The sequence below is a fragment of the Streptomyces sp. 6-11-2 genome, assembly GCF_006540305.1.
In the GTDB taxonomy this organism is placed as follows: domain Bacteria; phylum Actinomycetota; class Actinomycetes; order Streptomycetales; family Streptomycetaceae; genus Streptomyces.
Map to the genome: position 1 here is coordinate 867,035 of NZ_BJOR01000001.1, position 26,470 is coordinate 893,504.

17 protein-coding genes are annotated in these 26,470 nt (G+C 71.0%); 6 read left to right on the forward strand and 11 right to left on the reverse strand.

What is annotated here, in order from left to right:
* Positions 1 to 205: 205 nt before the first annotated feature.
* Positions 206 to 1,951, reverse strand: coding sequence for a discoidin domain-containing protein (locus TNCT6_RS03785; protein ID WP_141356544.1), 1,746 nt, complete (start codon positions 1,949 to 1,951; stop codon positions 206 to 208).
* 103 nt (positions 1,952 to 2,054) lie between these two features.
* On the reverse strand, positions 2,055 to 3,149 hold the full coding sequence (locus tag TNCT6_RS03790; protein ID WP_141356545.1) for a DUF1996 domain-containing protein: 1,095 nt from the start codon (positions 3,147 to 3,149) through the stop codon (positions 2,055 to 2,057).
* Positions 3,150 to 3,544: 395 nt separating this feature from the next.
* Between TNCT6_RS03790 and TNCT6_RS03795 the strand changes: the two genes are divergently transcribed.
* Positions 3,545 to 5,758 (forward strand): discoidin domain-containing protein, encoded by a 2,214-nt coding sequence (locus TNCT6_RS03795; protein WP_141356547.1) that lies wholly within the window; start codon positions 3,545 to 3,547, stop codon positions 5,756 to 5,758.
* Positions 5,759 to 5,959: 201 nt separating this feature from the next.
* Positions 5,960 to 7,018, forward strand: a complete 1,059-nt coding sequence (locus tag TNCT6_RS03800; protein WP_141356549.1) for a hypothetical protein — start codon at positions 5,960 to 5,962, stop codon at positions 7,016 to 7,018.
* A 14-nt stretch (positions 7,019 to 7,032) separates the two neighbouring features.
* On the opposite strand, the gene TNCT6_RS03805 is transcribed toward TNCT6_RS03800, so the two are convergent.
* The 3 genes from TNCT6_RS03805 to TNCT6_RS03815 all read right to left on the reverse strand — a co-directional run bounded on the left by TNCT6_RS03805 (position 7,033) and on the right by TNCT6_RS03815 (position 11,568).
* Positions 7,033 to 8,529 carry an APC family permease gene (locus TNCT6_RS03805; RefSeq protein ID WP_253266018.1) on the reverse strand — a complete coding sequence of 499 codons (1,497 nt, stop codon included), beginning with the start codon at positions 8,527 to 8,529 and terminating at the stop codon, positions 7,033 to 7,035.
* A 128-nt stretch (positions 8,530 to 8,657) separates the two neighbouring features.
* Complete coding sequence (locus tag TNCT6_RS03810) at positions 8,658 to 10,025, reverse strand: aspartate aminotransferase family protein (RefSeq protein WP_141356551.1); 1,368 nt, start codon at positions 10,023 to 10,025, stop codon at positions 8,658 to 8,660.
* Between the two features lie 70 nt (positions 10,026 to 10,095).
* On the reverse strand, positions 10,096 to 11,568 hold the full coding sequence (locus TNCT6_RS03815) for an aldehyde dehydrogenase (RefSeq protein WP_141356553.1): 1,473 nt from the start codon (positions 11,566 to 11,568) through the stop codon (positions 10,096 to 10,098).
* A 266-nt stretch (positions 11,569 to 11,834) separates the two neighbouring features.
* Here TNCT6_RS03815 and TNCT6_RS03820 point away from each other — a divergent pair, with 266 nt between their 5' ends.
* A complete protein-coding gene (locus tag TNCT6_RS03820; protein WP_141356554.1) occupies positions 11,835 to 12,452 on the forward strand; it encodes a TetR/AcrR family transcriptional regulator in 618 nt (205 codons plus the stop codon).
* 48 nt (positions 12,453 to 12,500) lie between these two features.
* Here TNCT6_RS03820 and TNCT6_RS03825 read toward each other — a convergent pair whose 3' ends face one another.
* The 5 genes from TNCT6_RS03825 to TNCT6_RS03850 form a co-directional block, all read right to left on the reverse strand.
* Positions 12,501 to 13,637 (reverse strand): LysR family transcriptional regulator, encoded by a 1,137-nt coding sequence (locus tag TNCT6_RS03825; RefSeq protein ID WP_253266019.1) that lies wholly within the window; start codon positions 13,635 to 13,637, stop codon positions 12,501 to 12,503.
* A 354-nt stretch (positions 13,638 to 13,991) separates the two neighbouring features.
* The gene (locus TNCT6_RS03835; RefSeq protein WP_216372764.1) at positions 13,992 to 15,140 is read right to left on the reverse strand and encodes a M20 family metallopeptidase; all 1,149 of its coding nucleotides are present in this window, start codon (positions 15,138 to 15,140) and stop codon (positions 13,992 to 13,994) included.
* A complete protein-coding gene (locus TNCT6_RS03840) occupies positions 15,137 to 15,811 on the reverse strand; it encodes a DUF1028 domain-containing protein (protein WP_141356556.1) in 675 nt (224 codons plus the stop codon). Before TNCT6_RS03840 ends, TNCT6_RS03835 begins: the two co-directional genes overlap by 4 nt.
* Positions 15,808 to 16,278, reverse strand: coding sequence for a RidA family protein (locus TNCT6_RS03845; RefSeq protein WP_141356558.1), 471 nt, complete (start codon positions 16,276 to 16,278; stop codon positions 15,808 to 15,810). The genes TNCT6_RS03840 and TNCT6_RS03845 overlap by 4 nt, the downstream gene beginning before the upstream one ends.
* A gap of 10 nt (positions 16,279 to 16,288) precedes the next feature.
* Positions 16,289 to 17,575, reverse strand: a complete 1,287-nt coding sequence (locus TNCT6_RS03850; protein WP_141356560.1) for an NAD(P)/FAD-dependent oxidoreductase — start codon at positions 17,573 to 17,575, stop codon at positions 16,289 to 16,291.
* A gap of 285 nt (positions 17,576 to 17,860) precedes the next feature.
* On the opposite strand from TNCT6_RS03850, the gene TNCT6_RS03855 reads away from it, so the two are divergent.
* Positions 17,861 to 18,712 (forward strand): NmrA/HSCARG family protein, encoded by an 852-nt coding sequence (locus TNCT6_RS03855; protein ID WP_141356562.1) that lies wholly within the window; start codon positions 17,861 to 17,863, stop codon positions 18,710 to 18,712.
* A 170-nt stretch (positions 18,713 to 18,882) separates the two neighbouring features.
* On the opposite strand, the gene TNCT6_RS03860 is transcribed toward TNCT6_RS03855, so the two are convergent.
* Positions 18,883 to 21,345 carry a beta-L-arabinofuranosidase domain-containing protein gene (locus TNCT6_RS03860; protein ID WP_141356564.1) on the reverse strand — a complete coding sequence of 821 codons (2,463 nt, stop codon included), beginning with the start codon at positions 21,343 to 21,345 and terminating at the stop codon, positions 18,883 to 18,885.
* A gap of 463 nt (positions 21,346 to 21,808) precedes the next feature.
* On the opposite strand from TNCT6_RS03860, the gene TNCT6_RS03865 reads away from it, so the two are divergent.
* Both TNCT6_RS03865 and TNCT6_RS03875 read left to right on the forward strand, forming a co-directional pair.
* Positions 21,809 to 25,108, forward strand: coding sequence for a LamG-like jellyroll fold domain-containing protein (locus TNCT6_RS03865; protein WP_141356566.1), 3,300 nt, complete (start codon positions 21,809 to 21,811; stop codon positions 25,106 to 25,108).
* Between the two features lie 249 nt (positions 25,109 to 25,357).
* A complete protein-coding gene (locus TNCT6_RS03875) occupies positions 25,358 to 26,440 on the forward strand; it encodes an ABC transporter substrate-binding protein (RefSeq protein ID WP_141356570.1) in 1,083 nt (360 codons plus the stop codon).
* Positions 26,441 to 26,470 lie beyond the last annotated feature (30 nt).

Below are 26,470 nucleotides of genomic sequence, written 5' to 3' on the forward strand. Positions count from 1 at the left end.
AGTCCACATCCCCGCTACATCCCACCCATGCCGCTCTCACAGCTGACTCACGTATTTAAGACGTGCAGGCAAAGGGAGCGTCAACAGGAAGGAAAGGGATACCAGTTGACCAAGTTCAGCAAGCGGATGTGATGATCGATACGTTTAGCGAAGATGATCAAGATTCCGCAAAAGAAACCCGGCCTTCCTTGAGCCTCACTCGCGCTCAGGCGTAGACGCCCAGCTCGTACAGCGAGTACCCCCAACCGGTGCCACGTTGCGTGCAGTTGACGCGTACGTACCGGGCGGTCCCGTTGAGGTCGAGGTCGTCCACGCCGCCGTTGCCGTCCGTGACCTGGCGCAGGGTCTGCCAGTTCTGGCCGTCGTTGGACGTCTGGATGGTGTAGGCCTTGGCGTAGGCGGTCTCCCAGACCAGTTGGACGTGCCGGAAGGAGGTGGGGGCGCCCAGGTCGACCTGGATCCACTGCGGGTCGCTCCAGTCGCTCGCCCAGCGGGTGTCCGGGCGGCCGTCGACGGCGTTGGCGGCCGTGCAGGGGCAGTCCCCGCCGGACGGCTGGAACGAGGAGGCGGTGGCGGTCTTGCGCAGGGCGACGTTCATGCCGTCGATCACCGGTGGGATCACCCTGATCGAGCGCGACTGGACGCCGACGTTCCCGTGGCCGTCCGTCGCCTTGACGTAGATTTTCCAGACGCCGGGGCGGTCGGGCGCCGTGAACTTCAGCCGGCCCGCGCCCGCGCCGGTGAAGCGGAGGGAGTTCAGCTGGCCGCTGCCGTCGAGGTACATGCTGTTGTCCAGGACCTCGTACGTGACCGCGTCGCCGTCGGGGTCGGTGGCCTGGACGTCGAGTGTCACGTCCCGTCCTGCCTGCACCGCGCCCGGGTCGCCCTGGACGCCGATGTCGGACAGCACCGGCGGGGTGTTGTCGCGGGAGGTGTCGCCGCCGTAGGCCTTCTTCACGGCGTAGTAGGAGAGCCGTTTCTGTCCGGCGGGCAGCAGGTTGAACCAGATGCCGCCGAAGTCGTACTCCGTGCCGTAGTGGAACAGCGTGGCGCCGAGCGCGACCCCGTTGTGGCCGGTGACGCAGTTCCACGCCTTGGTGTAGCCCGCGGCCTTGGCCTGGTCGCTGGGCTCCACCGGGACCCCGTTGGCGTCGTTCGGCACCTCCCACTCGCCGGCCGGGCCGGACTCGGTCACGATGTACGGCTTGTCGTAACCGCCCTGTTGCCAGGCGGACCTGATGTCGCAGACACCGTTGTAGGAGTTGACGGCGTACAGGTCGAGGTCGGGCGCGTTGCGCTTGAAGTAGGGCCAGGCGCCGACCCATGCGTCGGTGGAGGTGACCGGGTGGTCGGGGTCGATGCCGTGGATCCTGCGGGCGACCTCGTTGACGAAGCTCGTGTACGCGTCGCGCTGGCGTTCCAGCTGGTCACCGCCGTAGCAGTTCTGCAGGCCGAGGACCGACTCGTTGCCCACGTCCCACATGAGCACGCCCGCGTTGTCCTTGTAGGTCCGCACCCAGTTCGTGAACTCGTTGAGCATGTTGTTCTTGTACGTGGTGTCGGTGACATAGTCGACGCAGCCGCCGCTGCCCGGACCGCCGCCGGGCTGGAGCCAGAATCCGGCGACGACCTTGATGCCGTGCGCGGCCGCGGAGTCGAACAGCGGCTTGCTGCTCGCGTCCGTGCCCCAGGTGCGGATGGTGTTGACGCCCATGGACCTCAGGTCCGGCAGATAGGTGTCGGCGGAGGCGGCGGACGGGCCCCAGGTCAGGCCCTTGATCTGGTACGGCTTCCCGTCCACGGTGAGCTGCCAGTTGCCCTTGGCTCCGGTCACCTTGACGACGCTGCCGGCCGCGTGGGCCTGCGTGGCGGGCACGGCGGTGAGGGCGCCGAGGGTGAGGAGGCCCGCGGTGAGCGGTGCGGTCAGACGGCGGACGCGACTTCGTGACATGGGGGTCTCCGATGCGCGGGAGGTGGGGGGAGGTCGGGTGGCCCGGCCGTGTGGGGGGCCGGCCGGGCCACCCTGCTTCGGGGGGCGCCGTTCAGGGTGCGGTTCAGGGAAGCCGGTAGTCCCCGTTCAGCGCGGCTCCCGCCTCGGGGTGCGTCTCGTCGTAGCCGCGTGCGTCGCACTGGAGGCCGCCGACGATGCAGTGGCCGACCATGGCCGACAACGTGGGCGCGTCCCAGGCGTTGAAGAAGTCGTAGTGGTAGGACCAGGCGGCCCCACTGGACAGCCTCACCCGGGACATGTCGCCGTTGACCGGGAACGCCATCTTGAACTCGATCATCGGCAGCGCGACCGGGTGGTCGACCGGGCACATGTTGTCGTTGGTGCCGGGCTTGACCACCGGGTAGGCCATGTGGCTGCGGTGGTCAGGGGTGTCGAGGTACTTGCCGTCCCAGCAACTGGGTGCCTGGAAGCGGATGTTGAGCTGTACGTCGGGCCTGTTGGGACAGCTGGCCGGGAAGTCGACGTTGAAGTAGCTGTCGCCGCATTCCCAACCCTCGACGAAACCAGGGCTGTTGCGGAACTCCTGAGCGCTCTGCAACGGGTTGCCCACCACGAAGCGCAGCCCCTTGGGGAAGGGCCGCACGCTGGTGTAGTCGGTGACTCCCGCCTTGTAGTAGATCGTCTGCGGGCCGACCGGCAGCACCGCCTTGTCGCCGTTGTAGACGGTCGGCACCCAGTAGCCCGACCGGTCGCCGGGCGCCTTGCAGGCGGTGCCGCCCGCGTCCAGTGACGCGGCGGTGCTGTACGCGTCGGTCGTGGTGTTGCCCATGAAGGTGTGGTCGTGCGACGTGCCCGGCTGCTGCGGATAGACGATGGGGTCGTCGGGCCTGGTGCGGGTGACGGAGCAGTTGGCCTGGAACTCGTGGAAGTAGCGGTGGGGCGGGTTCGCGGTGGACGGGGTGACGCCGGTGACCGGGGGGATCGCCGGAATGTAGCCGTCGCCGTTCGCGTCCTCGGCCGAGAAGGCGGTCGACGCGGCCATGGCGTGCCCGGAGTGGCCGGCCGCGAACGACGTCGCCGCCTCGCTGCCGGGGGCGGGCGGCCCGGCACTGGTGGCGACGCCGGCCACACCGAGCGACGTCATCAGCAGGGCTCCGGCGATCAGCATTCCTGACAGGGCTTTCGATCTCCGTGGCATGGAGACCTCCTGAACTCAGGGGGTGAGAGGTGGGGGGTGGAGAAGGGCGAGCGGGAACCGGCCTGACGGTGCGTCACACGTGTCGGCGGTGGGCGAGCGCTCACCTGCCCTGGGAGTGTTGGGGCCTTGACGCGCGGGTGTCAAGGCATGCCACAGAAGGATCAACGCTGTCTCGCCGGCCTTACTTCCTGAACGCCACCTCCCCCCTGGTGGGCACGGGTGTCGTCAACGCTTGAAAAGTTTCCCGTGTCCGGGGGCTTGCCCACCCCTCGGTCTCATCAGTTAAATCAAGATGTGAACTAAGCAGCGTAGGCGTGTAGTTGAGCTTGCGCACGTCATGTACGCCGCCCCGCTCTCCTCGCGAACACTCCTCCATCGCACCCGCAGGGACCCGTATGAGACTCAGATCCTTGGGTGTCGCGCTCGCCGCAGCGGCAGCGCTCATCGCCCTTCCCGCCACCCAGTCGCCGGTCGCCGCGGCGGCCGGGACTCCGCTGTCCCAGGGCAGGACCGCCGCGTCGCCGTCCGGCCAGAGCGCCGGCGTCGCGGCCGCCTGCGGCACCGGCAACGCCGCCCTGGGCAGGCCCGCGTCGGCCTCCTCCACGGAGAACGCGGGCACCCCGGCCTCCGCCGCCTTCGACGGAGACCCCGGCACCCGCTGGTCCAGCGCCTTCTCGGACCCGCAGTGGGTTCAGGTCGACCTCGGCTCGGTCCAGAACCTGTGCAAGGTGGACCTGACCTGGGAGACCGCCTACGCCAAGGAGTTCCAGATCCAGGCCTCCGCCAACGGCCAGAGCTGGACCACGGTGAAGAGCGTCACCGGCGCGACCGGCGGCACCGCCTCCTACGACGTCAGCGGCTCGGGCCGCTACCTGCGCGTCTACGGAACGGTCCGCTCGACCGGCTACGGCTACTCGCTCTGGGAGGTCGCCGTCCACACCGAGTCGTCCGGCGGCGGCACCCCGCCCGTCCAGGGCGGCGGCGACCTGGGGCCGAACGTCATCGTCGTCGACCCCTCCACCCCCAACCTCCAGCAGAAGTTCGACCAGGTCTTCGCCCAGCAGGAGTCCAACCAGTTCGGCTCCGGCCGCTACCAGTTCCTGCTCAAGCCGGGCACCTACAACGGGATCAACGCCCAGATCGGCTTCTACACCTCGATCTCCGGGCTTGGCCTCAACCCCGACGACACCCAGATCAACGGTGACGTCACCGTCGACGCGGGCTGGTTCAACGGCAACGCCACGCAGAACTTCTGGCGTTCCGCCGAGAACCTCGCCATCAGGCCGTCGCACGGCGACGACCGGTGGGCCGTCGCCCAGGCGGCGCCGTTCCGCCGCATCCACGTCCAGGGCGGCCTCAACCTCGCCCCGAACGGATACGGCTGGGCCTCCGGCGGGTACATCGCCGACTCGAAGATCGACGGCACCGTCGGCCCGTACTCCCAGCAGCAGTGGTACACCCGCGACAGCTCGGTGGGCGGCTGGACCAACGGCGTGTGGAACATGACGTTCACCGGAGTGCAGGGCGCGCCGGCGACCGACTTCGCGACCGGCTCGTACACCACGCTCGACACCACACCGGTCTCGCGCGAGAAGCCGTTCCTCTACCTCGACGGCAGCACCTACAAGGTCTTCGTACCCGCCAAGCGCACCAACGCACGCGGTGTGTCCTGGCCGGCCAACGCGGGCACCTCCCTGCCGCTCGACCAGTTCTACGTGGTCAAGCCGGGCGCCACCGCCGCCACCATCAACCAGGCACTGTCCCAGGGCCTCAACCTCCTGTTCACGCCCGGCGTCTACCACCTCGACCGGACCATCGACGTCACCCGCGCGAACACCGTGGTGCTCGGACTGGGCCTTGCCACCCTCGTGCCCGACAACGGCGTCGACGCGATGCACGTCGCCGACATCGACGGCGTCCGGCTCGCCGGATTCCTGATCGACGCGGGCACCGTCAACTCGGACACCCTCCTGCGGGTCGGCCAGCCCGGCTCCTCCGCCGACCATTCCGCCAACCCGACCACGGTGCAGGACGTGTTCGTCCGCATCGGCGGCGCGGGCCCCGGCCTCGTGACCAACTCGGTCGTCGTCAACAGCAACAACGTCGTCATCGACCACACCTGGCTGTGGCGCGCCGACCACGGCAGCGGCGTCGGCTGGAACACCAACCGGGCCGACTACGGCCTGTGGGTCAACGGCAACGACGTCCTCGCCACGGGCCTGTTCGTCGAGCACTACAACAAGTACGACGTGTACTGGAACGGAGAGCGCGGCCGGACGATCTTCTTCCAGAACGAAAAGGCCTACGACGTCCCGAACGCCGCCGCCATCACCCACGACGGCATCGTCGGCTACGCGGCCTACAAGGTCGCCGACACGGTCAACACGCACGAGGCCTGGGGGCTGGGCAGCTACTGCAACTTCACGGCCGACCCGACGATCGTCCAGGCGCACGGGTTCCAGGTGCCGGTCAAGTCCGGCGTCAAGCTGCACGACATCCTGGTGATCTCCCTGGGCGGGCAGGGGCAGTACGCCCACGTCGTCAACAACACGGGCGCGCCCACCTCGGGAACGAGCACGGTGCCGTCCAAGGTGGTCCAGTTCCCCTGACCGGGGACGGATGACCGGTTCGAACCGGCGTAAGCCTGCGGCGAGTCACCCACCGGTGGCTCGCCGCTCGCTTCAGCGGGAACCGGGTTGCATTTCGGGGGAAGTCGGCAAATCCGGGTGAACGGGTGCCCGGAACGGGCATTCTGGTGTCGACCACCTGTCCCGCCACGCCGATCGCCCCGCGCGGGCCGGGAGTTGCGTATGCCGGAGAACGTGCCACCGCCGCCGGAAACCCCGGACCCCGCCCCCGGGCCCGATCCGTCCGGCGGATCACCCTCCGCTCCTCCGCGCCGAGTTGCGCGATGGCGCCGCTATCTCCCACTGGGCGACGGCAACTTCACCGCCACCGCGATCATCGCGCCGGTGCTGGTCGCGGTCGTCGTCCTGGCCGTCACCAACGGCTTCGGCTGGATCGGCGACCAGTTCAAGGACGACAAGCCGGACCTGTACGTGACCGGGTCCCGGTCCCCGAGGGCCGCCGTCTCCGAACGGCCGACGCCGTCGGACCCCGCCACCCCGTCGGAGGACTCCCCGGCACCGGCCTCCCCGGCCGCCTCTCCATCGGAACCCGCGGCCCCGTCGTCGTCCCCGGCGGCGGAACGGCCGGCGGACCAGTCCGAGGCCGAGGAACAGGGCATCAACTCCCTCCGGGACTCCTACACCTGCCCCTGGCAGGCCTATGTGGTGAACAGGCCGTCCGGCGCGTTCACCGGTCCGCCCGCACTGGCGGACGGTTCCCCCGACCCCGCCGTCATCGACGACACGGCGGGAGACCCCGGCAACACCCATCTTGTGATCGACGTGCAGCCGCCCGACACCCGGCCGCTGCTCGTCAAGGAGCTACGGATCAAGGTGCTCCGGCGCGCACCGGCCCCTTCGCCCGACCGGGCCACGCTGGTCGGCCTGGACAGCGGGGAGTGCGGCACCTCTCCGATCACCGTGAAGGCCGCCGCCGACCTCGACGGGAACGCGGACTTCGCGACCGTGCGCTACTCGGGAGGGCCGTCCCTCCCGCAGGAGATCACCGGCGGCCGGACCCTGAGCATCGCCCTCACCGTGTCGACCCGGAGCGCCGACTGCGTCTGGGTGCCGGAGCTCGTCTGGGCCAAGGACGGCGAGGTGAGGACGACCGAGTTCCGCATCGGCGGCAGGGACTTCCACACCGTGGCGACCGGCGGACTGCCGCGGCTGGCCTGGAAGCAGGACCTCAACACCCGGCAGTGGTCGGTGACCGTCTTCGACGAGTCGATCCTGCGCTGAGCCCGCGCACGTGGCTAAGAACCGGCCGCGCCAGCCACGGCGTCCTCGCGGCGGGCCACCACCACACCGACGACCCCGACGACCAGCAGCACGGCGACGGTGCCGAGGGTGAAGGCCTCGAACGAGGCACGGGAGACACCCCAGACGTCGTGGAAGACGTAGTCGATGCCGAAGAGGTGTTCCAGGACTCCGGGGAAGAGCGCCGACCACGACCCGATCAGGATCCAGGCGTAGACGAGCGCCGCGCAGAGCAGGAAGCCGCGGCTGCCGAAGGGGACGCTGTAGGGCCGCGGGACGTCCGGCCGGCGGATCCGCAGCAGGACCAGTGCGGGAATGACGATCAGGTAGGACAGCAGCAGGGTGGTGACCGCGACGGTGAGCACCACCGCGAACACGTCGGCCGCGTCGCCGTTCGCGAGCCGCATGGCGGCGAGCATGAACACCGTGGCCACGGCTCCCGAGAGCAGATTGGTGCGCACCGGCGTACCGAGCCGCGGGTGGAAGGCGCCGAGGGCGCGGGTGAAGAAGCCCCCGTCGGCGGCGGCCATGGCCTGCATGCGGTCGCTGACGATCATCCAGGCGCTGCCCTGGGTGAGCAGGGCGAAGACGAACATGACGGCGGTGAGCTTCAGCAGGGGGCCGGCCGCTCCGCCGTAGACGCCGAAGACGAGGCGGGCGCCCTCCATGAAGCCGCCGATGCCGGTGACCTGCTGCTTGGGTACGACGGCCAGGAGGGCGAGCACCGGCAGCAGATAGCAGCCGGCGGCGACGGCCGCGGAGCGTCCGAGTGCGGCGGGCACGTCCCGCTGGGGGTCGTGCATCTCCTCACCGGCGGCGTTGGGTGCTTCGAAGCCGACGTAGGCGAACAGCAGGATCGGCACCAGGGCGAGGAAGCCGGCGGTCGTCGGGGTGAAGCGGGTGTCGGTCAGGCCCTGGAAGCCGTGCCGCGCACCGTAGAGCACCGCCGTGAGGGTGAACACGGTGAGGGCCAGGACCTTCGCCGCCGCGCCCGCGGTGGTGATCCATTTGCCGCGGCGCAGGGAGACGACGGCCGTGAGGATGGCGATCCAGACGAACAGCAGCTTGAAGGTGTAGTCGGCCACCGTGCCCGAGCCCAGGTGGAAGACGAAGCCGTCCCAGGTCTGCGCGGCGAGGAAGACCAGTGAACCGCCCAGCCAGACGGGGTTGGTGACCCAGTAGAACAGGGTCGTGAGCGCGGCCGCCGGACGGCCGAGGGCGAGCTTGACCCATACGTACGGGCCGCCTTCCTGGGGGAACGCGGCGCCGGTCTCGGCGAACAGCAGGGCGTAGGGGACGAGGAAGAAGAGGGCCATGACCGCCGTCCACGTGGCGGCCTCGCCGCCGCCGGTGGCGATCTGCCCGACGGTGTCGAAGGAGATCACCGCGGCGATGGCCATGGCGGTGATGTCGAAGCGCTTGAGACTGCGCTGCAGGGCTCCGGCCGCGGGCTGGGTGTCGCGTGGTCCGGTCGTCGAGAGGTGGGAGGACACGGGCAGTTCCTAGGAGGGAGAGGAGTAACTGCGAGGGGGCGCGTGCGGGCGCCGTGACGGCGTGGAGTCCGTGTCGGGTGGTGCTGGGCGAGGAGGCCCGGTCGCGGGCCGGGCCTCCCCTCTGGGCGTCAGGCGGCGCGGATCTCGCCGGTGGGCCCGGTGCGCTCCAGGACGCCGCGCAGCGCGGAGGCCGCTTCCTTGGCCTCGGCCTCGGTCATGATGAGCGGCGGGGACAGCACCAGGCTGTGTGCGGAGTCACGCACGATCACGCCGGTCTCGCGGCGGATCACGTCGTGGGGCATCCGGTGCGGGTCGAGGGGCAGGGGCGCGCGGGTGGCGCGGTCCTCGACGAGTTCGACGGCGAGCATCATGCCGACCGAGCGGATTTCGCCGACGATCGGCAACTCTTCCAACTGCGCGTCGAGTTCGGCGTGGAGGAAGGCGCCGAGGCTCGTCGCGCGGGCGAGGAGGCCCTCCTTCTCGATGATGTCGAGGTTGGCGGTGGCGACCGCGGTGGCGACGGGATGCCCGTTGTAGGTGTAGCCCATGGGGAAGCCGTGGTCGCGCAGCAGGACCTCGGCGACGTGGTCGCCGACCAGGAGGGCGCCGAGCGGGACGTAGCCGGAGGTGATGCCCTTGGCGGTGACGATGATGTCCGGGGTGACGCCGAAGTACTGGGCGGCGAACCACTCGCCGACGCGGCCGTACGCGGTGACCACCTCGTCGAAGATCAGCAGGATGCCGTGCCGGTCGAGGACGTCGCGCACCCGGGGCCAGTAGTCGGCCGGCGGGACGAGCATGCCGCCGACGCCCATGATGGGTTCGCCGATCATCGCGGCGATGTTCCGCGGGCCGATCTCCGCGATGCGCTCCTCCAGTTCGCGGATGAGGAAGTCGGTGACCTGCTCGGGGCTCAGCGGCTGGTCCCCGTAGAGCTCGGAGCGGTACGGCCACGGGGGCGTGAGGTGGGAGACGTGCGGCATCATCGGGGCGAAGCCCTCGTGGTAGACGGGGAAGCCGGTGGCCGAACCGCCGCCGTAGCCGATGCCGTGGTAGGCCTTGCTGCGCGCCAGGATCCAGGTCCGCCCGCTCTCCCCGCGCCGGTGGTGGTAGTAGCGGGCCATCTTGATGGCCGCCTCGTTGCCCTCGGAGCCGCCCGAGGTGAAGTAGACGTGGTTCAGGGGATCGGGGGCGAGGGAGGCGAGGCGCGCGGCGAGTTCGATCGCGCGCTCGTTGGAGAACTCCCAGAAGCTGGTGAAGTACTCCAGCTTCTTCATCTGCTCGTGGGCGACATCGGCGAGGTCCGTGCGGCCGTGGCCGACCTGGGCGAGCCAGAGGCCGCCGGTGGCGTCGAGGTAGCTACGGCCCTCGGAGTCGGTGAGGCGGCAGCCTGAGCCGGAGGTCATGACGACGCGCTCGGTGGCGGTGCCCGGCAGGTAGGGGTGGATGATGTGCGCTCGGTCCAGCTGGATGAGGTCCGCGGCATTGCGGGTCATGAGGGGTGCGTCCTTTGTTCGGTGCCGGTGGTGGGTGTGGTGGCCGGGCGGCCCGGTGTCGCCGGCGCGGTCAGCCGTAGGCGATCCAGGTCGTCTTCAGGCCGGTGTACTTGTCGAAGGAGTGCAGGGAGAGGTCACGGCCGTGGCCGGACTGCTTGAACCCGCCGAAGGGGGTGAACGGGCTGAGCGCGTCGACGGTGTTGACCGAGACGGTGCCCGCCTGGAGGGCGTCGGCGACGCGGTGGGCCCGGCCGAGGTCCCGGGTCCACACGGACGCGGCCAGTCCGTAGGCGGAGTCGTTCGCGAGGCGGACCGCCTCGTCCTCGTCGTGGAAGGGCAGCACGGTCAGCACGGGGCCGAACAGTTCCTCCCGGACGAGCGGGGCGTCGGGTCCGAGGCCGGTGACGACGGTGGGGTCGAGGTAGGCACCGTCGCGGTCCGGGCGCGTGCCGCCGCACACGAGCGTGCCGCCCGATGACCGCAGGGCTTCGAGGACGCGTTCCGCCTGGGCCTCGTCGACGAGCGGGCCGAGACGGGTCGCGGGGTCGAGCGGGTCGCCCGGCAGCCAGCCGCGGGCGTGTTCGGCGACCCTGGCCGTGAACTCCTCGGCGACGGAGGCCTCGACCAGCAGACGGGTGTTGGCGGAGCACACCTGGCCCGAGTTGTAGACGAAGCCCCAGGCGGCGCGTTCCGCGGCGGCCTCCAGGTCGGCGTCGGCGAAGACCACGTTGGGGCTCTTGCCGCCGGCCTCGGGCCACACCTGCTTCATGTTCGACTCGGCCGAGTAGGCGAGGAACCGCCTGGCCACGGCGGTGGAGCCGGTGAAGACCAGGGTGTCCACGTCCGGGTGGAGACCGAGAGCACGCCCGGTCGTCTCCCCCGGGCCGGGCACGACGTTCAGTACGCCGTCGGGAAGGCCGGCCCGCGAGGCGAGTTCGGCCAGCAGCAGTGCCGACAGCGGGGACTGCTCGGCCGGCTTCAGCACGACGCTGTTGCCCGCGGCCAGGGCGGGCGCCAGCTTCCAACTCGCGATGTCGAGGGGGAAGTTCCAGGGCACCACCGCGCCCACGACGCCCAGCGGGGCGCGGCGCACGAGGGCGAGGCTGCCGGGCGGGGCCGGGGCGACCTCGTCGTAGAGCTTGTCGACGGCCTCGGCGTACCAGGCGAAGACACCGGCCGCGCCGGGTACGTCGGTGCCGTGGGACTCCGCGATGGGCTTGCCCATGTCGAGGGTGTCGCAGAGGGCGAGTTCCTCACCGTTCTCCTCGATGAGGCGGGCGAGGGCGAGCAGGACCCGCTTGCGCTCGGCGGGTGCGGTGCGCGACCAGCGGCCGTCCTCGAAGGAGGTGCGCGCCGCGGTCACGGCCCGGTCGACATCGGCGGCCGAGCCGGCCGCCACATGGGCGGTGGTCTTGCCGGTCGCGGGGTTCACGGTCGGGATCCACTGGTCGTCGGCGGGGTCGCTCCACGCTCCGTCGATGAACAGGCGCGTGCGTGGCGTGAGGTCGGCGGCGCGCTGCCGCCAGTGGGCGTACGTCTGCATGCTGTGGCCTTCGATTGCGTCGTGGGACGTGGGCGAACCGGTGCCCGTTCGGACCGGGTGTGGCCCGGGCCGTCTCGATCGGGTGTGGCCCGGCCCCTCTCAGGGGCCGTCCGGAAACGGCGGGCGCGACGGGGCGGGCGGCTCGGCAGCGCGTGCCTGCGCCGGTTTCTTTGAGTCGAGATTCAAACAATAGGTGAACCGGCCGTCAATGCTTCTGGCTGAAACTTCTTGCGAAGACTGAGACGGGTATCAGAGAATTGGCCACCATGGGGAAAGCCGGTAGACCACGCAACCAGACGGCACGCAGGCAGGCCCTCGTCTCCGCCGCGGGACGGGCCATCGCGGAGCGCGGCCTCGAGGGCCTGCGCATCAAGGACATCGCGGACGCGGCGGGCGTCTCGCAGGGCTCGGTCCTGTACTACTACCCCGAGCTCGACGACCTCGTACTGGAGGTGCACCGGGGCGCGGTCGAGAGCTACCTGTCCTCGCGGCAGCGGGCCTACGACGAGGCACCCGCCGAGGATCCGGCGGCACGGCTGCGGGCCCTGCTGCACAGCGGTCTGCCGAGCATGACGGAGGATCCGGTCCACGGGCTGCTGTACGAGCTGCACCGGCGCGCCGGCCGCAGCCCGGGCCACGCCGAGCTGATGACCTCCCTCTTCGCCCGGGAGGTCGCTCTCTACACGACCGCCCTCGAGGTCGGCGCCGCGACCGGTGTGTTCTCCCTCGCGGCGTCCGCGCACGATCTGGCGCACGGGCTGGTGGCCCTGGAGGACGGCTACGGTCTGCACATCGTCAGCCGCAACGCGGCTCTGCGGCCCGACAGGGCCCGTGAGCTGATTCTGGCCCATGCCCGGGCGGTGACGGGCTGCGCCGGTCTGTAGGGCTCGGCGGGCACCGCCCGGGTCCGTCCCCGGTGAGCGGCTGCCGGCTCAGACCTCGGTGGACCGGGCGGCGGCGATCTCCCGCAGCAGGTCCATCACCGCTCGGGCGCGGGCGGTCTGGGTCACGCCCTCCAGGGAGGCGATCCTGACTTCGAGCGGGGAGGCGTCCCGGAGCTGGAGTTCCGCGATCTCGCCGCCGCCGTAGGTCTGGCTGGTCGCCGGGCGCTGGTTGAGCACGGAGTAGCCGAGTCCCCGGGCCACCAGGGAGCGCACGGTCTCGTAGCTCCGGGTGCGGTAGCGGACGTCGGGCGCGGTGCCGGTGGCGGCCACCAGCGCGCGGAAGTAGTCGCGGCTGTGGGGAAGGTCCAGCAGGACGAGCGGTTCCGTGGACAGTTCGGCCAGCTCCACACTGCCCTGACCGGCCAGCGGGTGATCGGCCGGGACGATGACGTAGGCCGGGGCGCGGGCGATCGTCTCGCTGCGCAGGTCCGCCTCGGCCGACAGACCGAGGTGGTAGGTGAGGGCGAAGTCGATGCGCCCCGCCGCCAGGGCGTGGACGAGCTGGTCCGTCTCCGCCTCCACCACGTCGATCTCGATGCCCGGATAGCGTCCGGTGCACTCGCTGAACAGGTGGGGCAGGTAGTAGGGGGCCAGGGTCACGAAGCAGCCGACGGCCACCGGCCCGGAGATGGTCTCGCCCTCTCCCCGGGCCTCCCGTTCGACCTCGCGGGCGCGGGCCAGCAGATCCCGCGCCTGCTGCTGGAGCCGCTCCCCGGCGGGTGTGAGGGTCAGCCCCCGGCCCCGCCGGCGGATGAACAGCTGCGCCTGGAGGTCGCGCTCCAGGTTGTGGATGGCCGCGGACACGGCGGACTGCGCGATGTGCAGCTCCGCCGACGCCTCCGTCATCGAACCGCGCTCGGCTGCGACGAGGAAGTAGCGGAGCTGAACGAGCGTGAAACCCACTGGTGCCGTCATACGTGACCCTTGCGCCGGCCGATCCGTGTCGCAGTCGACCTTATGCGGCACCGCCCGGCGCACCTCGGCGGCCGCCGCTTCGGGCACGTCCTCGGGGGCGTTCTCGGGCATGTCCTCGGGGCGCAGCAGGGCCGAACCGGCGGTCTCCCGCAGGGACAGGGCGGCCACGAGACCGGCGACGGCGAACACCGTCAGGTACGGGCCGGGCACCAGGGTGCTGCCGGTCGCGGAGATGCGGTGTGCCGGGGGCCTGAGGTCGGGGGCATCGGTGTCCTCCGGGTCGTCGGGAATCGAAGGGGCCGGTGAACGGCACGCCGGGCGTCGTGGGAAGGCGGTCCGGGGCGAGCGGACCGTGCGGCGGCCGGCGGGCGAAGGCCACCGCGCCGGCCGCCACGCCGAGGGTGTCGGCGGGGCGCCGCATGGCCGCGGGCAGCCGCCGGCGGCCGCGGTGGACCCCGTCGAACCGGCCGAGGGTGACCGCCGCCGGACCGGCGCCGGGAACGTCTCCCGGGTGCTTCCACGGCACGCGACCGGTCCGCGCGGCCCTGGCGGCGGCCGCCCACGTCACGCCGCCGCTCCCCCGGCCGGCGCGCTCTGGTCCACGCCGGTCCAGGCCAGTGCGATCGCCCCGTCGAGCAGGGCCCGCCGCGCCGCCGCGCCCACGCAGTACGCGGCGAACTCGTGCTGGTGGTTGGTGGCGGGCAGGGATCCGATGCCGATGTAGGGGTGGATGGCCGGCACCACCTGCGAGACGTTGCCCATGTCGGTGGAGGCGCGGTTCATCCGCGCGGCCTGGCCGGGGGGCGCGAACTCCCGGCCCAGGGCGAGGGCGTTCGCACGGTAGTGCCCGAGGGCGGTCTCGTCCGTACGGAACTCCGCGTACGGCTTGCTCTCCGGCTCGATCCCCAGCTCGCAGCCGGTCGCGAGGGCACCGGCCTCGAAGGCCCGCATGACCCGCGGCTCCAGCTCGGCCAGTTCGGCGAGTGTCTCCGCCCGTACGTACCAACGGCCTGTCGACCGCTCCGGGATGGCGTTCGGGGCGTCCCCGGCGTGGGTCACCACACCGTGCACCCTGGCCGAGGCCGGCAGTTGCTGGCGCAGCAGGCCGATCGCGACCTGGGCCACGGTGAAGGCGTCGGCCGCGTTGACCCCGGCCTCCGGATAGGCCGCGGCGTGCGCGGACTTCCCGGTGTAGGAGATCCTGGAGTGGCTGACCGCGAACGGGCGGGCCTCGGCGACGTCGACCGGGGCGGGGTGCACCATCATCGCGAGGTCCACTCCGGCGAAGGCGCCCCGGTCGAGCATCTCGATCTTGCCGCCGCCGCCTTCCTCGGCCGGGGTGCCGTAGACCTCGACGGTGAGGCCGGCGTCGTCGGCGACGGCCGCCAGGCCGAGCGCGGCCCCCACCGAACTCGCGGCGATGAGGTTGTGCCCGCACGCGTGGCCGAGGCCCGGCAGCGCGTCGTACTCGGCGCACAGTGCGACCCGGACGGGCCCGCTGCCGAACCGGGCGAGGAACGCCGTCTCCAGACCCAGGTAGGACGAGGTGACGTCGAATCCGGCGCGGTCCAGCAGGTCCGGTACGGCGGCGGCGGCCCGGTGTTCCTCCCAGGCTGTCTCCGGGTCGGCGTGCAGCCGCTCGGAGAGGCCGATCAGCTCCTCGGCCCGGCGGTCGACCGCCTGCCGGGCCGCCTCCTTCAGCGCGCCCGTCACAGGTCGCCCGGGACGCCGTAGGAAGGAGCGGCGGCGGGGTCGAGGCCGCGCCGCACGTAGTCGTCCCGCTGCGGCAGCCAGACGTCGAGGAGTTCGCCGAGCCGGTCCACGGGATCCTCGGCCCAGTCCACCCGCAGGTCGGTCACGCGCCAGTCCACGTCCGCGACGACCGCCAGGCCCGCGGAGTACACCGGCCCCTCCTCGCCGCCGGCCGCGACGGCGGCCTTCAGGGCGGTGAGCAGACGCTCCTCGAGCCGACCGGTGGCCGTGGCGTAGGCGTCGAGGAGTACGCCGGGGATGTGCTCGCCGGACAGCATGTTGCCGGCCGCCACCGCGTCGTCCGCGATGGCCGAGGCGTGCCTGCCGAGGGTCCGCGAGCCACTGTGGGCGAACCCGGCGCCGGAGCGGCCCAGCACGGTCAACTGCCGGTACTCGATGGACTTCGCGTTCCGCGCCGCGCCGGTGACGTGGGCCAGGGCACGCTCCGCGTCGCCGTGGTCGGCGAGCCCGTCCAGCAGGCTCGTGCCGAGGGTCGGGTCGGTGACGTTCTGCGAGGCCGCCGCGCCGACCCCGGGCCGCAGATGGACGACCCGGGCGGCGACCGCCGGACTCGACGAACTGGCCACGATGCCGAACCGCTCACCGTCGCGTACCACCAGGGAGAAGGTCATGCCCGCGCCTCCTCGGGGATCACGGCGATCGCGTCGATCTCGCACAGCCACTCCGGGCGGGCCAGGGCGGAGACCACCAGGCCGGTGGAGATGGGGTGCACGCCCTTGGTCCAGCGGCCCACGGTGCGGTACACCGCCTCGCGGTAGCGCGGGTCGATCAGATAGATGGTCAGCTTGACCAGGTGCTCCATCCGGCTGCCCGCCTCTTCGAGCAGCATCTTGATGTTGGTCATGGCCTGCTCGGCCTGCGCCTCGGCGTCGCCGACGCCCACGGAATCGCTGGTGTCGAGGTTCTGGCCGATCTGGCCCCGGACGTACACCGTGTCGCCGGCGACGACGGCCTGGCAGAGGTCGTTGTCGAGGTTCTGCTCGGGATAGGTGTCGCGCGTGTTGAACGGCCGGATCCGGGTGTGCCCGCCGGCGACGATCGGGGCCCGCGCCTGGCTGCCCTCGCTCGTGAAGGTCATCGTCCGCTCCTCAGTTCTTCGGGGTCGCCGGCGTGGCGCCGGGCCGGTCGGTGGTGCCGTACGCGAGGTAGCCGCGCTGGATCGTGATGTGGTCGGCGATGTGTCCGGCGTCGTGCCACACACCCCAGATGAAGCTCGATCCGCGGCGGGACAGCCAGGGCAGGCCCAGGAAGTAGACGCCGGGCTCGGAGGACACTCCTCGCCGCTGGTCCGGCCGGCCGTTCTCGTCGAACGCGTCGACCTCGAGCCAGCCGTAGTCGGTGGCGAAACCCGTCGCCCAGACGATCGAGGTGACGCCGGCCCCGGCCAGGTCGAGCTCCAGGAGGGGACTGGTCACGCAGTCCGGGTCCGGCCCGAGGACGTGGGCCTCCGGCTCCTCGGGGAGGTCGAGCCCGTTGCGCTCGACGTACGCGTCGGCCGCCCGCAGGAACGCGAGGTACTTGTCGTCGCCGAGCGCGATGTTCGCGGCGAGATCCGGCGCGAAGCGCAGTACGCCGTCGTCGTAGGACGCGGTCAGGCCGACGAGCTCGATGCCGGTGCCGGCCAGGGCGCGGAAGTCCACGGTGTGACCGCCGCGGGCGCCGCTGACGGCGATGGTGACGTGTTCGGCACCTCGGGGAGGGGTCTCCGCGTCCCAGATCCCGAGCACACCGAGCCACCAGCAGAAGTCACGTCCGCGGTACTCACGGGGAGGACGGTCGTGCGGACCGACGGAGAGGAGGACCCGGCGACCGGACCGGCGCAGTTCGTCGGCGATCTGGACCCCCGAGGAGCCGGCCCCGACCACGAGGACCGCGCCCTCGGACAGCTGCTCCGGGTTGCGGTACCCGCTGGAGTGGATCTGCACGGGGACGGCGCCGTCCGGGACGATGGGCGGGATCACGGGCCGCTGGAACGGTCCGGTCGCGGCCACGACGAAGCGCGCGTCGATGGAGCCCTCCGACGTTTCGACCCGGAAGCCGGGCCGGCCGGCGTGCTTGCGCACCGAGGTCACCTCGACACCGCACCGGATCGGGGCGCCGATCTTCTCGGCGTACGTGACGAAGTAGTCCGCGACCTGCTCCTTCGAGGCGAAGGCGTCGGGGCCGACGTCGGAGAACTCCAGCCCCGGGAACCGGTCGTGCCACGCGGGCCCGTTGGCGACCAGGGAGTCCCACCGCTCCGAGCGCCACCGCTCGGCGATCCGGTGCCGCTCCAGGACGACGTGCGGTACGCCGTGGGCTCCCAGGTGCTCGCTCATTGCGACGCCCGCCTGGCCCGCACCGACCACGACCACTTCGGTCTCTTCACTGGGCATTTCAGCCTCCACTCAGGCGGTAGTCCATCCCGGTGTCGCGTTGACTGTGCTACCGCACGAGACATCCTGGGGCGGACCCGGAAAACTGTCGAACAGATGTTTTCGGTTTGAGTGATCTGATTTTCAGATTCTGACGGGGGTGATGACCGGCCCCTCGAACGCCGCGCCGACGCAGGCGGATCAAGGGGCGTGACGCAGGGCGTGTCCGGCGGGACGGATGGTTACCGTGGGGGTCGGCGCCGGCGATCCGATGCCGCGTCCACCCACACGGAAGGGAACTCCTCGATGGTCGAAGAGCCGGTCTTGGTGCTTGCGGCAACCGGAGGACAGGGCAGGGCTGTTGCCGACGCACTGCTGGGCCGCGGGGCCCGGGTCCGCGCGCTGGTGCGCGACCCCGCGCGGAAAGCGGCACGGGAACTGGCCGACCGGGGTGTCGAAGTGATGGCGGGATCCCTGAGCGATCGCGGGTCGCTCGCCGCCGCGATGAGCGGGGTGGCGGGCGTCTTCGCGTTCACCACCCCCTTCGAGGCCGGCGTCGAGGCGGAGGTGGGCCAGGGACGGGCCATCCTGGCTGCCGCCGAGGAGGCGGGCGTGCCGCATCTCGTGTTCAGCTCGGTCGCCGGCGCCGACCAGGAGAGCGGGGTACCGCACTTCGAGAGCAAGGCACGCATCGAAGCCGAACTGGCCGCAGGCGACGTGCCCCATACGATCCTGGGGCCGACGTATTTCTTCGACAACGCTCTCGGCGGAGCGGAGCGCGTCCTCGACGGCGTCCTCGACCTGCCGCTGCCGCCCGACCGGCCGTTGCAGCAGCTTGCCCGCCCCGACCTCGGAGCGTTCGCGGCGGAAGTGCTGCTCGACCCCGCCCGCTACGCGGGGCAGCGCATCGAACTGGCAAGCGACGCGCCCACACCCACGCAGATGGCGGCCGCGCTCGGCGCGGCGCTCGGACGGGAGGTCCGCCATGAGCAAGTGCCTTTGACGGCGGTCGCCAACCCGGACATGCACGCAATGTGGACGTTCCTGAACGGACCCGGCTATCGCGTCGACATCCCCGCACTGCACGCCGCTCACCCGGAGATCCCTTGGACCGGCTTCGCCGACTGGGCGCACGGCACGTTCGCGACGGCCCGCTGAAGCAGCCCGTTTGCCGATCCAGTCGCGTCGGGTCCTGCGGAGCGTGGCCATCGGGTCGTGACCGGCGAAGAGCTCCGGAAAGCCGCGAACACTTCGTGCCCGCACGAACGTTCAGGGAGACGGTCGCCGGCGGAGACGGCAGTCCGGCCGCCGCCGTCACCGCCCGGGCCTCACGAAAGCCGGACCCGCCAGGCCAGCACGCCACCGGAGACGCCGGTCCGCAGTCGCACGCGCAGGCGCAGGGCGGTGACGGTCACCGGCTCGTAGGAGACGTGGTTGAACGTGTCGGTGGCCGTGCCGTATGCCGAGGCGCCGCTCACCGGCTGCCAGACACCCGCGGGTGACCGGTACTCCAACTGCCAGGACTGCGGTACCCGGCAGGCGCCGTGGCCGGTGTCGTCGTACCAGTACACCGACACCCCGCTCGTGCGGACCGGCTCGGCGTACTCGTACCGCACCCACTCCTCCGTGCCGGTCCGGTCCCACCAGGTGAAGCGGGGTATGGACTGGTCGAAGGAGTCCGCGGGCCCGGCCGTGGCGTTGATGATCAGGGCCTGGGGGCTGTCCACGCCGCTGAAGGACGCGGTGCAGGCGACCCATTCGCACGCCCGCCGGCCCGATTCCGCCGTGGGAAAGGCGGTGATGCGCAGCCGCGCGGCGGCGGACGGGATCAGCGTGATGTGCTCGACCGGCTCGGTGGAGCGCGCCGGGCTCTGCTGGAGCGGCGCCGCCACGTCCTGGTCGTCGGCCTGCCAGGCGGGGACACGGCGCGCCTTGGCCCGCATGCGGACGGGGGTGCCGGTGTGCGTGAACGGGTTGGCGGCGTGGGCGCGGGTGCGCTCCGGGGTGAAGGAGCGGGCGGGGTCCTTCTCGTCCAGTACCAGGGCGTAGTTCCACGGCGAGGCCGGGCGCACCTCGTACTCGGGCCAGTCCTCGGTACCGGCGAACCGCGTCCACTCCTCCTCGATCCGGAGGGAGTAGGTCAGCGGACCGTGGTCGACGGAGACCGAGTCGCGGTTCGCGCCCCAGGTGCGCACCGTGGTGCGCATGGGCAGGCGCAGTTCCACGGTGTCGCGGTGCTGCCAGGGGCGGTCCAGCACCAGGTATCCGCCGCTGCCGCAGGCCTGCGCGGGGCGGCCGTTCACCAGCACCGTGGGGGCCTGGCACCAGCCCGGCACGCGCAGGTAGAGCGGGAAGCGCACCGTCCGGGGTGCGGACAGGGTGAAGGTGACGGTCTCGCCGAACGGGTAGTCGGTGCGTTCGGCGATGGAGACCGTGGTGCCGTCGGCCACGTCGGCGCGCACCGAGGACTCCGCGTACAGCGAGGCGCACAGGCCGCCGTCGGCACTGGCCAGCCAGAGTTCCTCGGCGTAGTAGGGCCAGCCCATGCCGTAGTTGTGCGGGCAGCAGCGGTACTGGTGGATGCCGGGCATGTACGCCTGCATGGCGAAGCGGTTGTCGAACTGGCCATGTGACTTGGGGACGTTGTCGAGCTGGATGCCGTTGGCGGAGGTCGCGTAGTGGATGCCCTTGTGCAGCGGGTCGAGCGCGGCCGGCAGCAGGTTCAGCGCCAGCTCCTCGCAGCGGTCGGCCCACACCGCGTCGCCGGTGATGCGGGTGAGCAGCTGATGGCTGTGCATGTACTCGACGATGCCGCAGGTCTCGAAGCCCTGGCGGGGATCGTGGTAGCCGCTGCGGGCGTTCTCGTCCCCGGCGAAGCCGCCGCCGGGGAACTGCCCGTACCGGCGCATCACGGTGTCGTAGACGCGGTAGGTGGCGTCACGGAAGGACGGGTCGCCGGCCAGAACGCCGTACTGGGCCGGTTCGCGGAAGCCCTGGGCCAGGTTGACGTTGTGCCAGGTGGGTATCGCGGTGGTGTAGTCGGCGCTGTTGGCGTGGATCCTGTGCACCAGGTCCAGCAGCCAGGAGTCGCCGGTGCGGTTGTACAGCCAGTAGGCCGTGTCGATGGTGTCGCCGCAGCGGGCGGAGCCCCAGCCCTGTCCGAACAGTTCGGCAGGCTGCGTATCGAGGTACTTCAGCCACCCCCGCAGCGCCGGGACGACCCGGTCGTCGCCGCTGTACTCGTGCCAGGTGCGCAGGGCGTCCAGCACCGGCATGTAGGGCCAGAAGTCCGGGCCGCCGTTGAGCGCCGTACGCAGCGCGGACGGGCCGAAGAAGCCGTCCGGCTGCCGGGTGGCCAGGATGCGGTCGATCCAGGCGCGGGTCAGCTCCAGCGTCCTGGCGTCGCCGGTGACGTAGCCGAGGTCGCCGAAGCCGCGCAGCCAGTACGGCAGTTCCTCCCAGCCGTCCCTGTCGGGCACGGCCCAGCCGCTGGTGGCCGGGGAGAGGTAGTCGGAGACCTCCGGCAGGCGCCCGTTGAGGCCGTTCAGCTGGAGGTCGAGCTGTTCGCGCAGCCAGCCCTTGGGGGTGACGCTGCCCGGGGGAAGCCGCAGAAAGGGCTCCTGCCGCAACGGGGCCCGGTTGGCCGGGTATCGGGCGGCAGCGCGGGTGGGGCCGACCAGACGCACCGGCGGCCGGGGCGCGGCCGCCTGCGCGGGCAGACCCGCCGTTCCGGCCAGCGCTGCGCCACCGACGACGGCCAGTGAGCGGTTGAGGAACGCGCGACGTTCCATGCGGACGTCCTTCCTTAACTGCCGGAGGTGGGACAGGGCGGTGGGACGACGAGGAGACCGCCGGCCGGCGGCGGTCGTGGTGGGGGATGACGGCCGGCGCGTGCGGACCGGCCGGCGGCGCTGTGCGGACGCGGCGTCAGCGCGCCTTATAACGTTGGAGAGACTGCCGCCGACAGGAATGACAGCATGCGCGAGCGGTCGTGTCCAGACCTCGAACGGCGCCTGCTCGCCGCTGACTTGGATGTCTTGCAACCGGGGCCGTGTCGGTGCACATCGGTTGGGGTCCGGGGTCTGGACAGGGTTGCGAGGGCCCTGCTTTCATGCTCCCGCGCCGACTTTTCCAACGTTATACAAGACGCTTCCGCTGCGCTTCCCACGGTGTTTCCCGCTGTGCCGCGCGGCGCGAGCGTCTCCTTCGGCGCAGGTTCAGGCGTGGACAATTTCCGTTACGGAAAGGGTGAGCATGAGCCCAGGCAGACTCCGAATACCCTTCCTCGGCCGACTCGCTGCGTTGCTGCCACTGCTGCTGGGAGCCGCGTTGCTGGTCCCGGCCCAGGTGAGTGCCGCACCCGCTGCGGCGTCCCCTCCCTCCGCCGGGGCCGCCGACCTCGGCCTGCGAGGTGACTACTACCGGATGTCCAGCACCACGGCGCTGGACTTCGCGTCGTACACCGGCACCCGGATCGACAACTCCCTCTACGTCGACGACCTGCTGCCCACGCTGCGCGCCTACGCCGGGACCACGGACAACGTCGCGGTGCGCTGGACGGGCCGGCTCCAGGTGCCCGCGGACGGCGTCTACACCTTCTACATCAAGGGCGACAACGGTTTCCGGATGTCCCTCGACGGGGACAGTGTGATCGACCACTGGACCACCGACTGGGACGTCCAGACGACCTCCGAGGCGATCACCCTGACGGCCGGTCCGCACGACCTCGCGGTCGACTACAACCAGGGCAACGGCGGGGCCTACCTGCACACCGAGTGGTCGGGGCCGGGCTTCTCCCGGCAGCCGATCCCCGACTCGGCGCTGCGCCTGCCGGCCGGCTTCGCCCCCGCCGACGCCAAGGGCACCGTCGCCACGACCGGACGGACCGCCACGATCGAACTGCCCTCCGCCGTGAAGGCCGTTCCGGCCGACGCGGCCAAGCATCTCGCGGTGGTCTCCGGAGGCACCCTCTGGTCCCCCACCGTGGCCAGGGATCCCAAGAACGCCTCCAGGCTCCTGGTCACCCCGGGCAAGGACGACACTCCCGTCTCCCTCAACGCCGACGTGCGGATCAGCTACGACGGCAAGGGCGGCATCACCACCGCCCACGGCGAACTCGGACCCTTCTCCGTGGTGGCGCAGAACAACTCCACCTGGTACTTCGCCACCAAGTGGGCCAAGGACGTCTCCGCCGACAACGCCCTGCCCGAGTACCCGCGGCCGCAGCTGACCCGCAAGAACTGGCAGAACCTCAACGGCACCTGGCAGTTCCAGGCCACCCAGCAGGACGCCGCGCTGCCCACCGGGAAGCTCACCGGGAAGATCCTGGTGCCGTATCCGATGGAGTCGGCCCTGTCCGGCGTCGCCAAGCACCACGACTGGTCGCTGTACCAGCGCACCTTCACCGTGCCGAACGGCTGGAAGGTGGGATCGGGCAACCGGCTGCGGCTGAACTTCGGCGCGGTGGACCACGAAGCCTGGGTCTACGTCAACGGCAGGCAGGTCGCCCACCACCTGGGCGGCTACGAGGAGTTCGGCGCCGACGTGACCGACGCGCTCACCGGACGCGGGCAGCAGACCCTGCTGGTGAAGGTCAAGGACACCACGAACGACAAGTACGCGCTCGGCAAGCAGTCCACCGATCCGAGCGGCATCTGGTACACCCCGACCTCCGGCATCTGGCAGACCGTCTGGATGGAGCCCGTCGCCGCGGCGAGCGTCGACTCGCTGGTGCTCACCCCGGACCTGGCGGACAACTCGCTCTCCGTCACCGTGCGCCCCGCTGCCGGCACCGCCCCGACGGCGAAGGCCACCGCCACCGCCTACGCCGGCAACAAGGCCGTGGGATCGGTCACCGGCCGAGCCGGTACCGCGCTGCGCATCCCGATCAGCAAGCCGCACCTGTGGAGCCCGGACGACCCGTACCTGTACAACCTCAAGGTGACCCTGGACGGCGGACGTGCCGGAAAGGACGAGGTCGGCTCCTACTTCGGCATGCGGTCGATCGAGGTCGCCCCGGTCGGCGGCGTCAACAAGATCGTGCTCAACGGGAAACCCACTTTCGTGATGGCCACCCTGGACCAGGGGTTCTGGCCGGACGGCCTGTACACCGCGCCGACCGACGAGGCCCTGAAGTACGACCTGGTGGAGCACAAGAAGCTCGGCTTCAACGCGGTGCGCAAGCACATCAAGGTGGAGCCGGCCCGCTGGTACTACTGGGCCGACCGGCTCGGTCTGATGGTGTGGCAGGACATGCCGAGCCGTATGACGGCGGCGGCGGGCACACCGGAGACCCAGACCTTCATCGACCAGGTGCACACGATCGTCGACCAGCACATCAGCAGCCCGTCGATCGTCATGTGGACCATGATGAACGAGGGCTGGGGCGAATGGAGCAAGGCCGCCACCGGTGAGCTCGCGGATGCGGTCAAGAAGCAGGACCCGTCCCGTCTCGTCGATGCCCACTCCGGGGTCAACTGCTGTGCCTCCAAGGGTGATTCGGGGCGAGGCGACATCATCGACTTCCACGACTACCACGGCCCGGCGAACCCCGCCCCCGACGCCACCCGGGCGTCCGTCGACGGAGAGCACGGCGGCTACTCGTACGTCGTTCCGGGCCACATCCTGGGGACTGCCGGCGGTCAGGACTACGGTGACGCCGCCACCAGCACGGAGGAGCTGACCAAGGCATACGTGGAGAACACCAGGAAGCTGATCCAGCGTGCCTCCTGCGGGCTCTCCGGCTCGGTCTACACCCAGGTCACGGACGTGGAGGGCGAACTCAACGGCCTGCTCACCTACGACCGCAAGGTGGTCAAGGTGCTCCCCGGCCCGGTGCGGGAGATCAACCAGCAGGTCATCGCGGCGGGCTCCGCCGCGGGCGGGGTGAACGTCCCGGCGGGCACCCCGGGACCGGCCGGAGTGTCCTGGTGGCCGCTGCACCAGCAGACCGGCACGGTGGCCACGGACGTCGCCGGCGGACACGACGGCACCCTCAAGGGCGGCGCGACCTGGACCTCCGGGCCGAACGGCGGCGCGCTGCGACTGGACGGCACGACCGGTTACGTCGACGCCGGCGCGCCCGTCCTGGACACCGAGAAGGGCGACTACTCGGTGGCCGCCTGGGTCCGGCTGGACGACAAGGGCCACTTCAGCACCGCGGTGTCCATCGACGGCGACAGGAGCAGCGTCTTCTACCTCCAGTACTCCCAGGCCGACAAGCGGTTCGCGTTCAGCTTCTCCGGCGCCCGGGCGCTCGCGAACAGCATCGGTGAGCCGCAGGCCGGCAAGTGGTACCACCTGGTCGGCAGTTACAGCCACCGGGACGGGGCGCTGCGGATCTACGTGGACGGCACCGAGGCGGGCTCCACCCGCGCCTGCAACGGAGAGGTGCCCACCGGAAACCTGGTGATCGGCCGCGGCAAGTACAACGGCGGTCCGGTCGACCACTGGACCGGTGCGATCGCCGACGTCCACGCCTACGACCGCGCCCTGAGCGGGGCCGAGGTGGCTTCGCTGGCCGCCCACGAACCCGCCGCACCCACCAGGCGGTGACGCGGGCGGGAGGCCCCCGGTCCACCCCGGGGGCCTCCCGGCCCCCTCCCTGGCCCTGACCCGGCCTAGCCGCTGACCTGCCCCTGCCCCTGCCCCTGCCCCTGCCCCTGCCCCTGCCCCTGCCGAGAACGTGTGCGACGCCGCATTCCCACCCTGTGGCCCCTTCGGTGCCCCTTCGGCGATCCGGACGACGCCGTCGACCTCGCCGTGACACAGCAGTCGCCCCACCACGCAAGGAGTGCAACGACCATGACCAGCCCTCGCAGATCCCGTCTCGTGGCCGCCGTCTGCCTCGCTGCCGCCGCGGCCCTCGCCGCCGGCTGCTCCAAGGAGGAGGGCAGCGGCACGGCCTCCTCCGACACCAGCCAGGGCGCCCAGGTGGTGCAGTCGCCGTCCGCCGACTCCTCGGGATCGGGCTGCACCCTGGAGGCCTACGGCGCCACCAAGATCGACCTGAAGAACGCGGTCGTCGGCTTCTCGCAGTCCGAGAAGGAGGCCAACCCCTTCCGGATCGCCGAGACCCAATCCATCAAGGACGAGGCCGCCAAACTGGGCGTCAAGAAGCTGCTCACCACCAACGCCCAGTCCCAACTGTCGAAGCAGATCAGCGACATCAAGGACATGCTGGCCCAGGGTGCGCAACTGCTGATCGTGGCGCCGCTGAACTCCGACGGCCTGGAACCGGCGCTCCAGGCCGCCGCGGCCAAGCACGTGCCCGTGATCACCGTCGACCGCAAGCTCAACGCCACCGCCTGCAAGGACTATGTGGCCTTCCTCGGCTCGGACTTCGTCGAGCAGGGCAAGCGGGCCGCGGACGCGATGATCCAGGTGACCGGCGGCAAGGGGAAGGTCGCGATCCTGCTGGGCTCGTCCGGGAACAACGTCACCACCGACCGCACCAAGGGCTTCGTCGACCAGCTCAAGGCCAAGGCCCCGGGCCTGGAGATCGTGGCCCAGCAGACCGGTGAGTTCGCCCGCGACAAGGGCCAGCAGGTGATGGAGCAGCTGATCCAGTCCAAGCCGGACATCACCGCCGTGTACGCGGAGAACGACGAGATGGGCCTGGGCGCCGTCACCGCCCTCAAGGGAGCCGGCAAGAAGCCCGGCAAGGACGTCAAGATCGTCTCCATCGACGGCACCCGCAACGCGGTGCAGGCCCTGGCCGACGGCCAGTACAACGGGGTGATCGAGTCCAACCCCCGGTTCGGCCCGCTGGCCTTCGACACCGCGCAGAAGTTCTTCGCCGGCGAGTCCATCCCGGAGAACGTGATCATCTCCGACCGCGCCTACGACGCGTCCAACGCCAAGGACTCCCTGTCCGGAGCCTACTGAGCCGCCCCGGGCCGCCCCTGACCGGGCGGC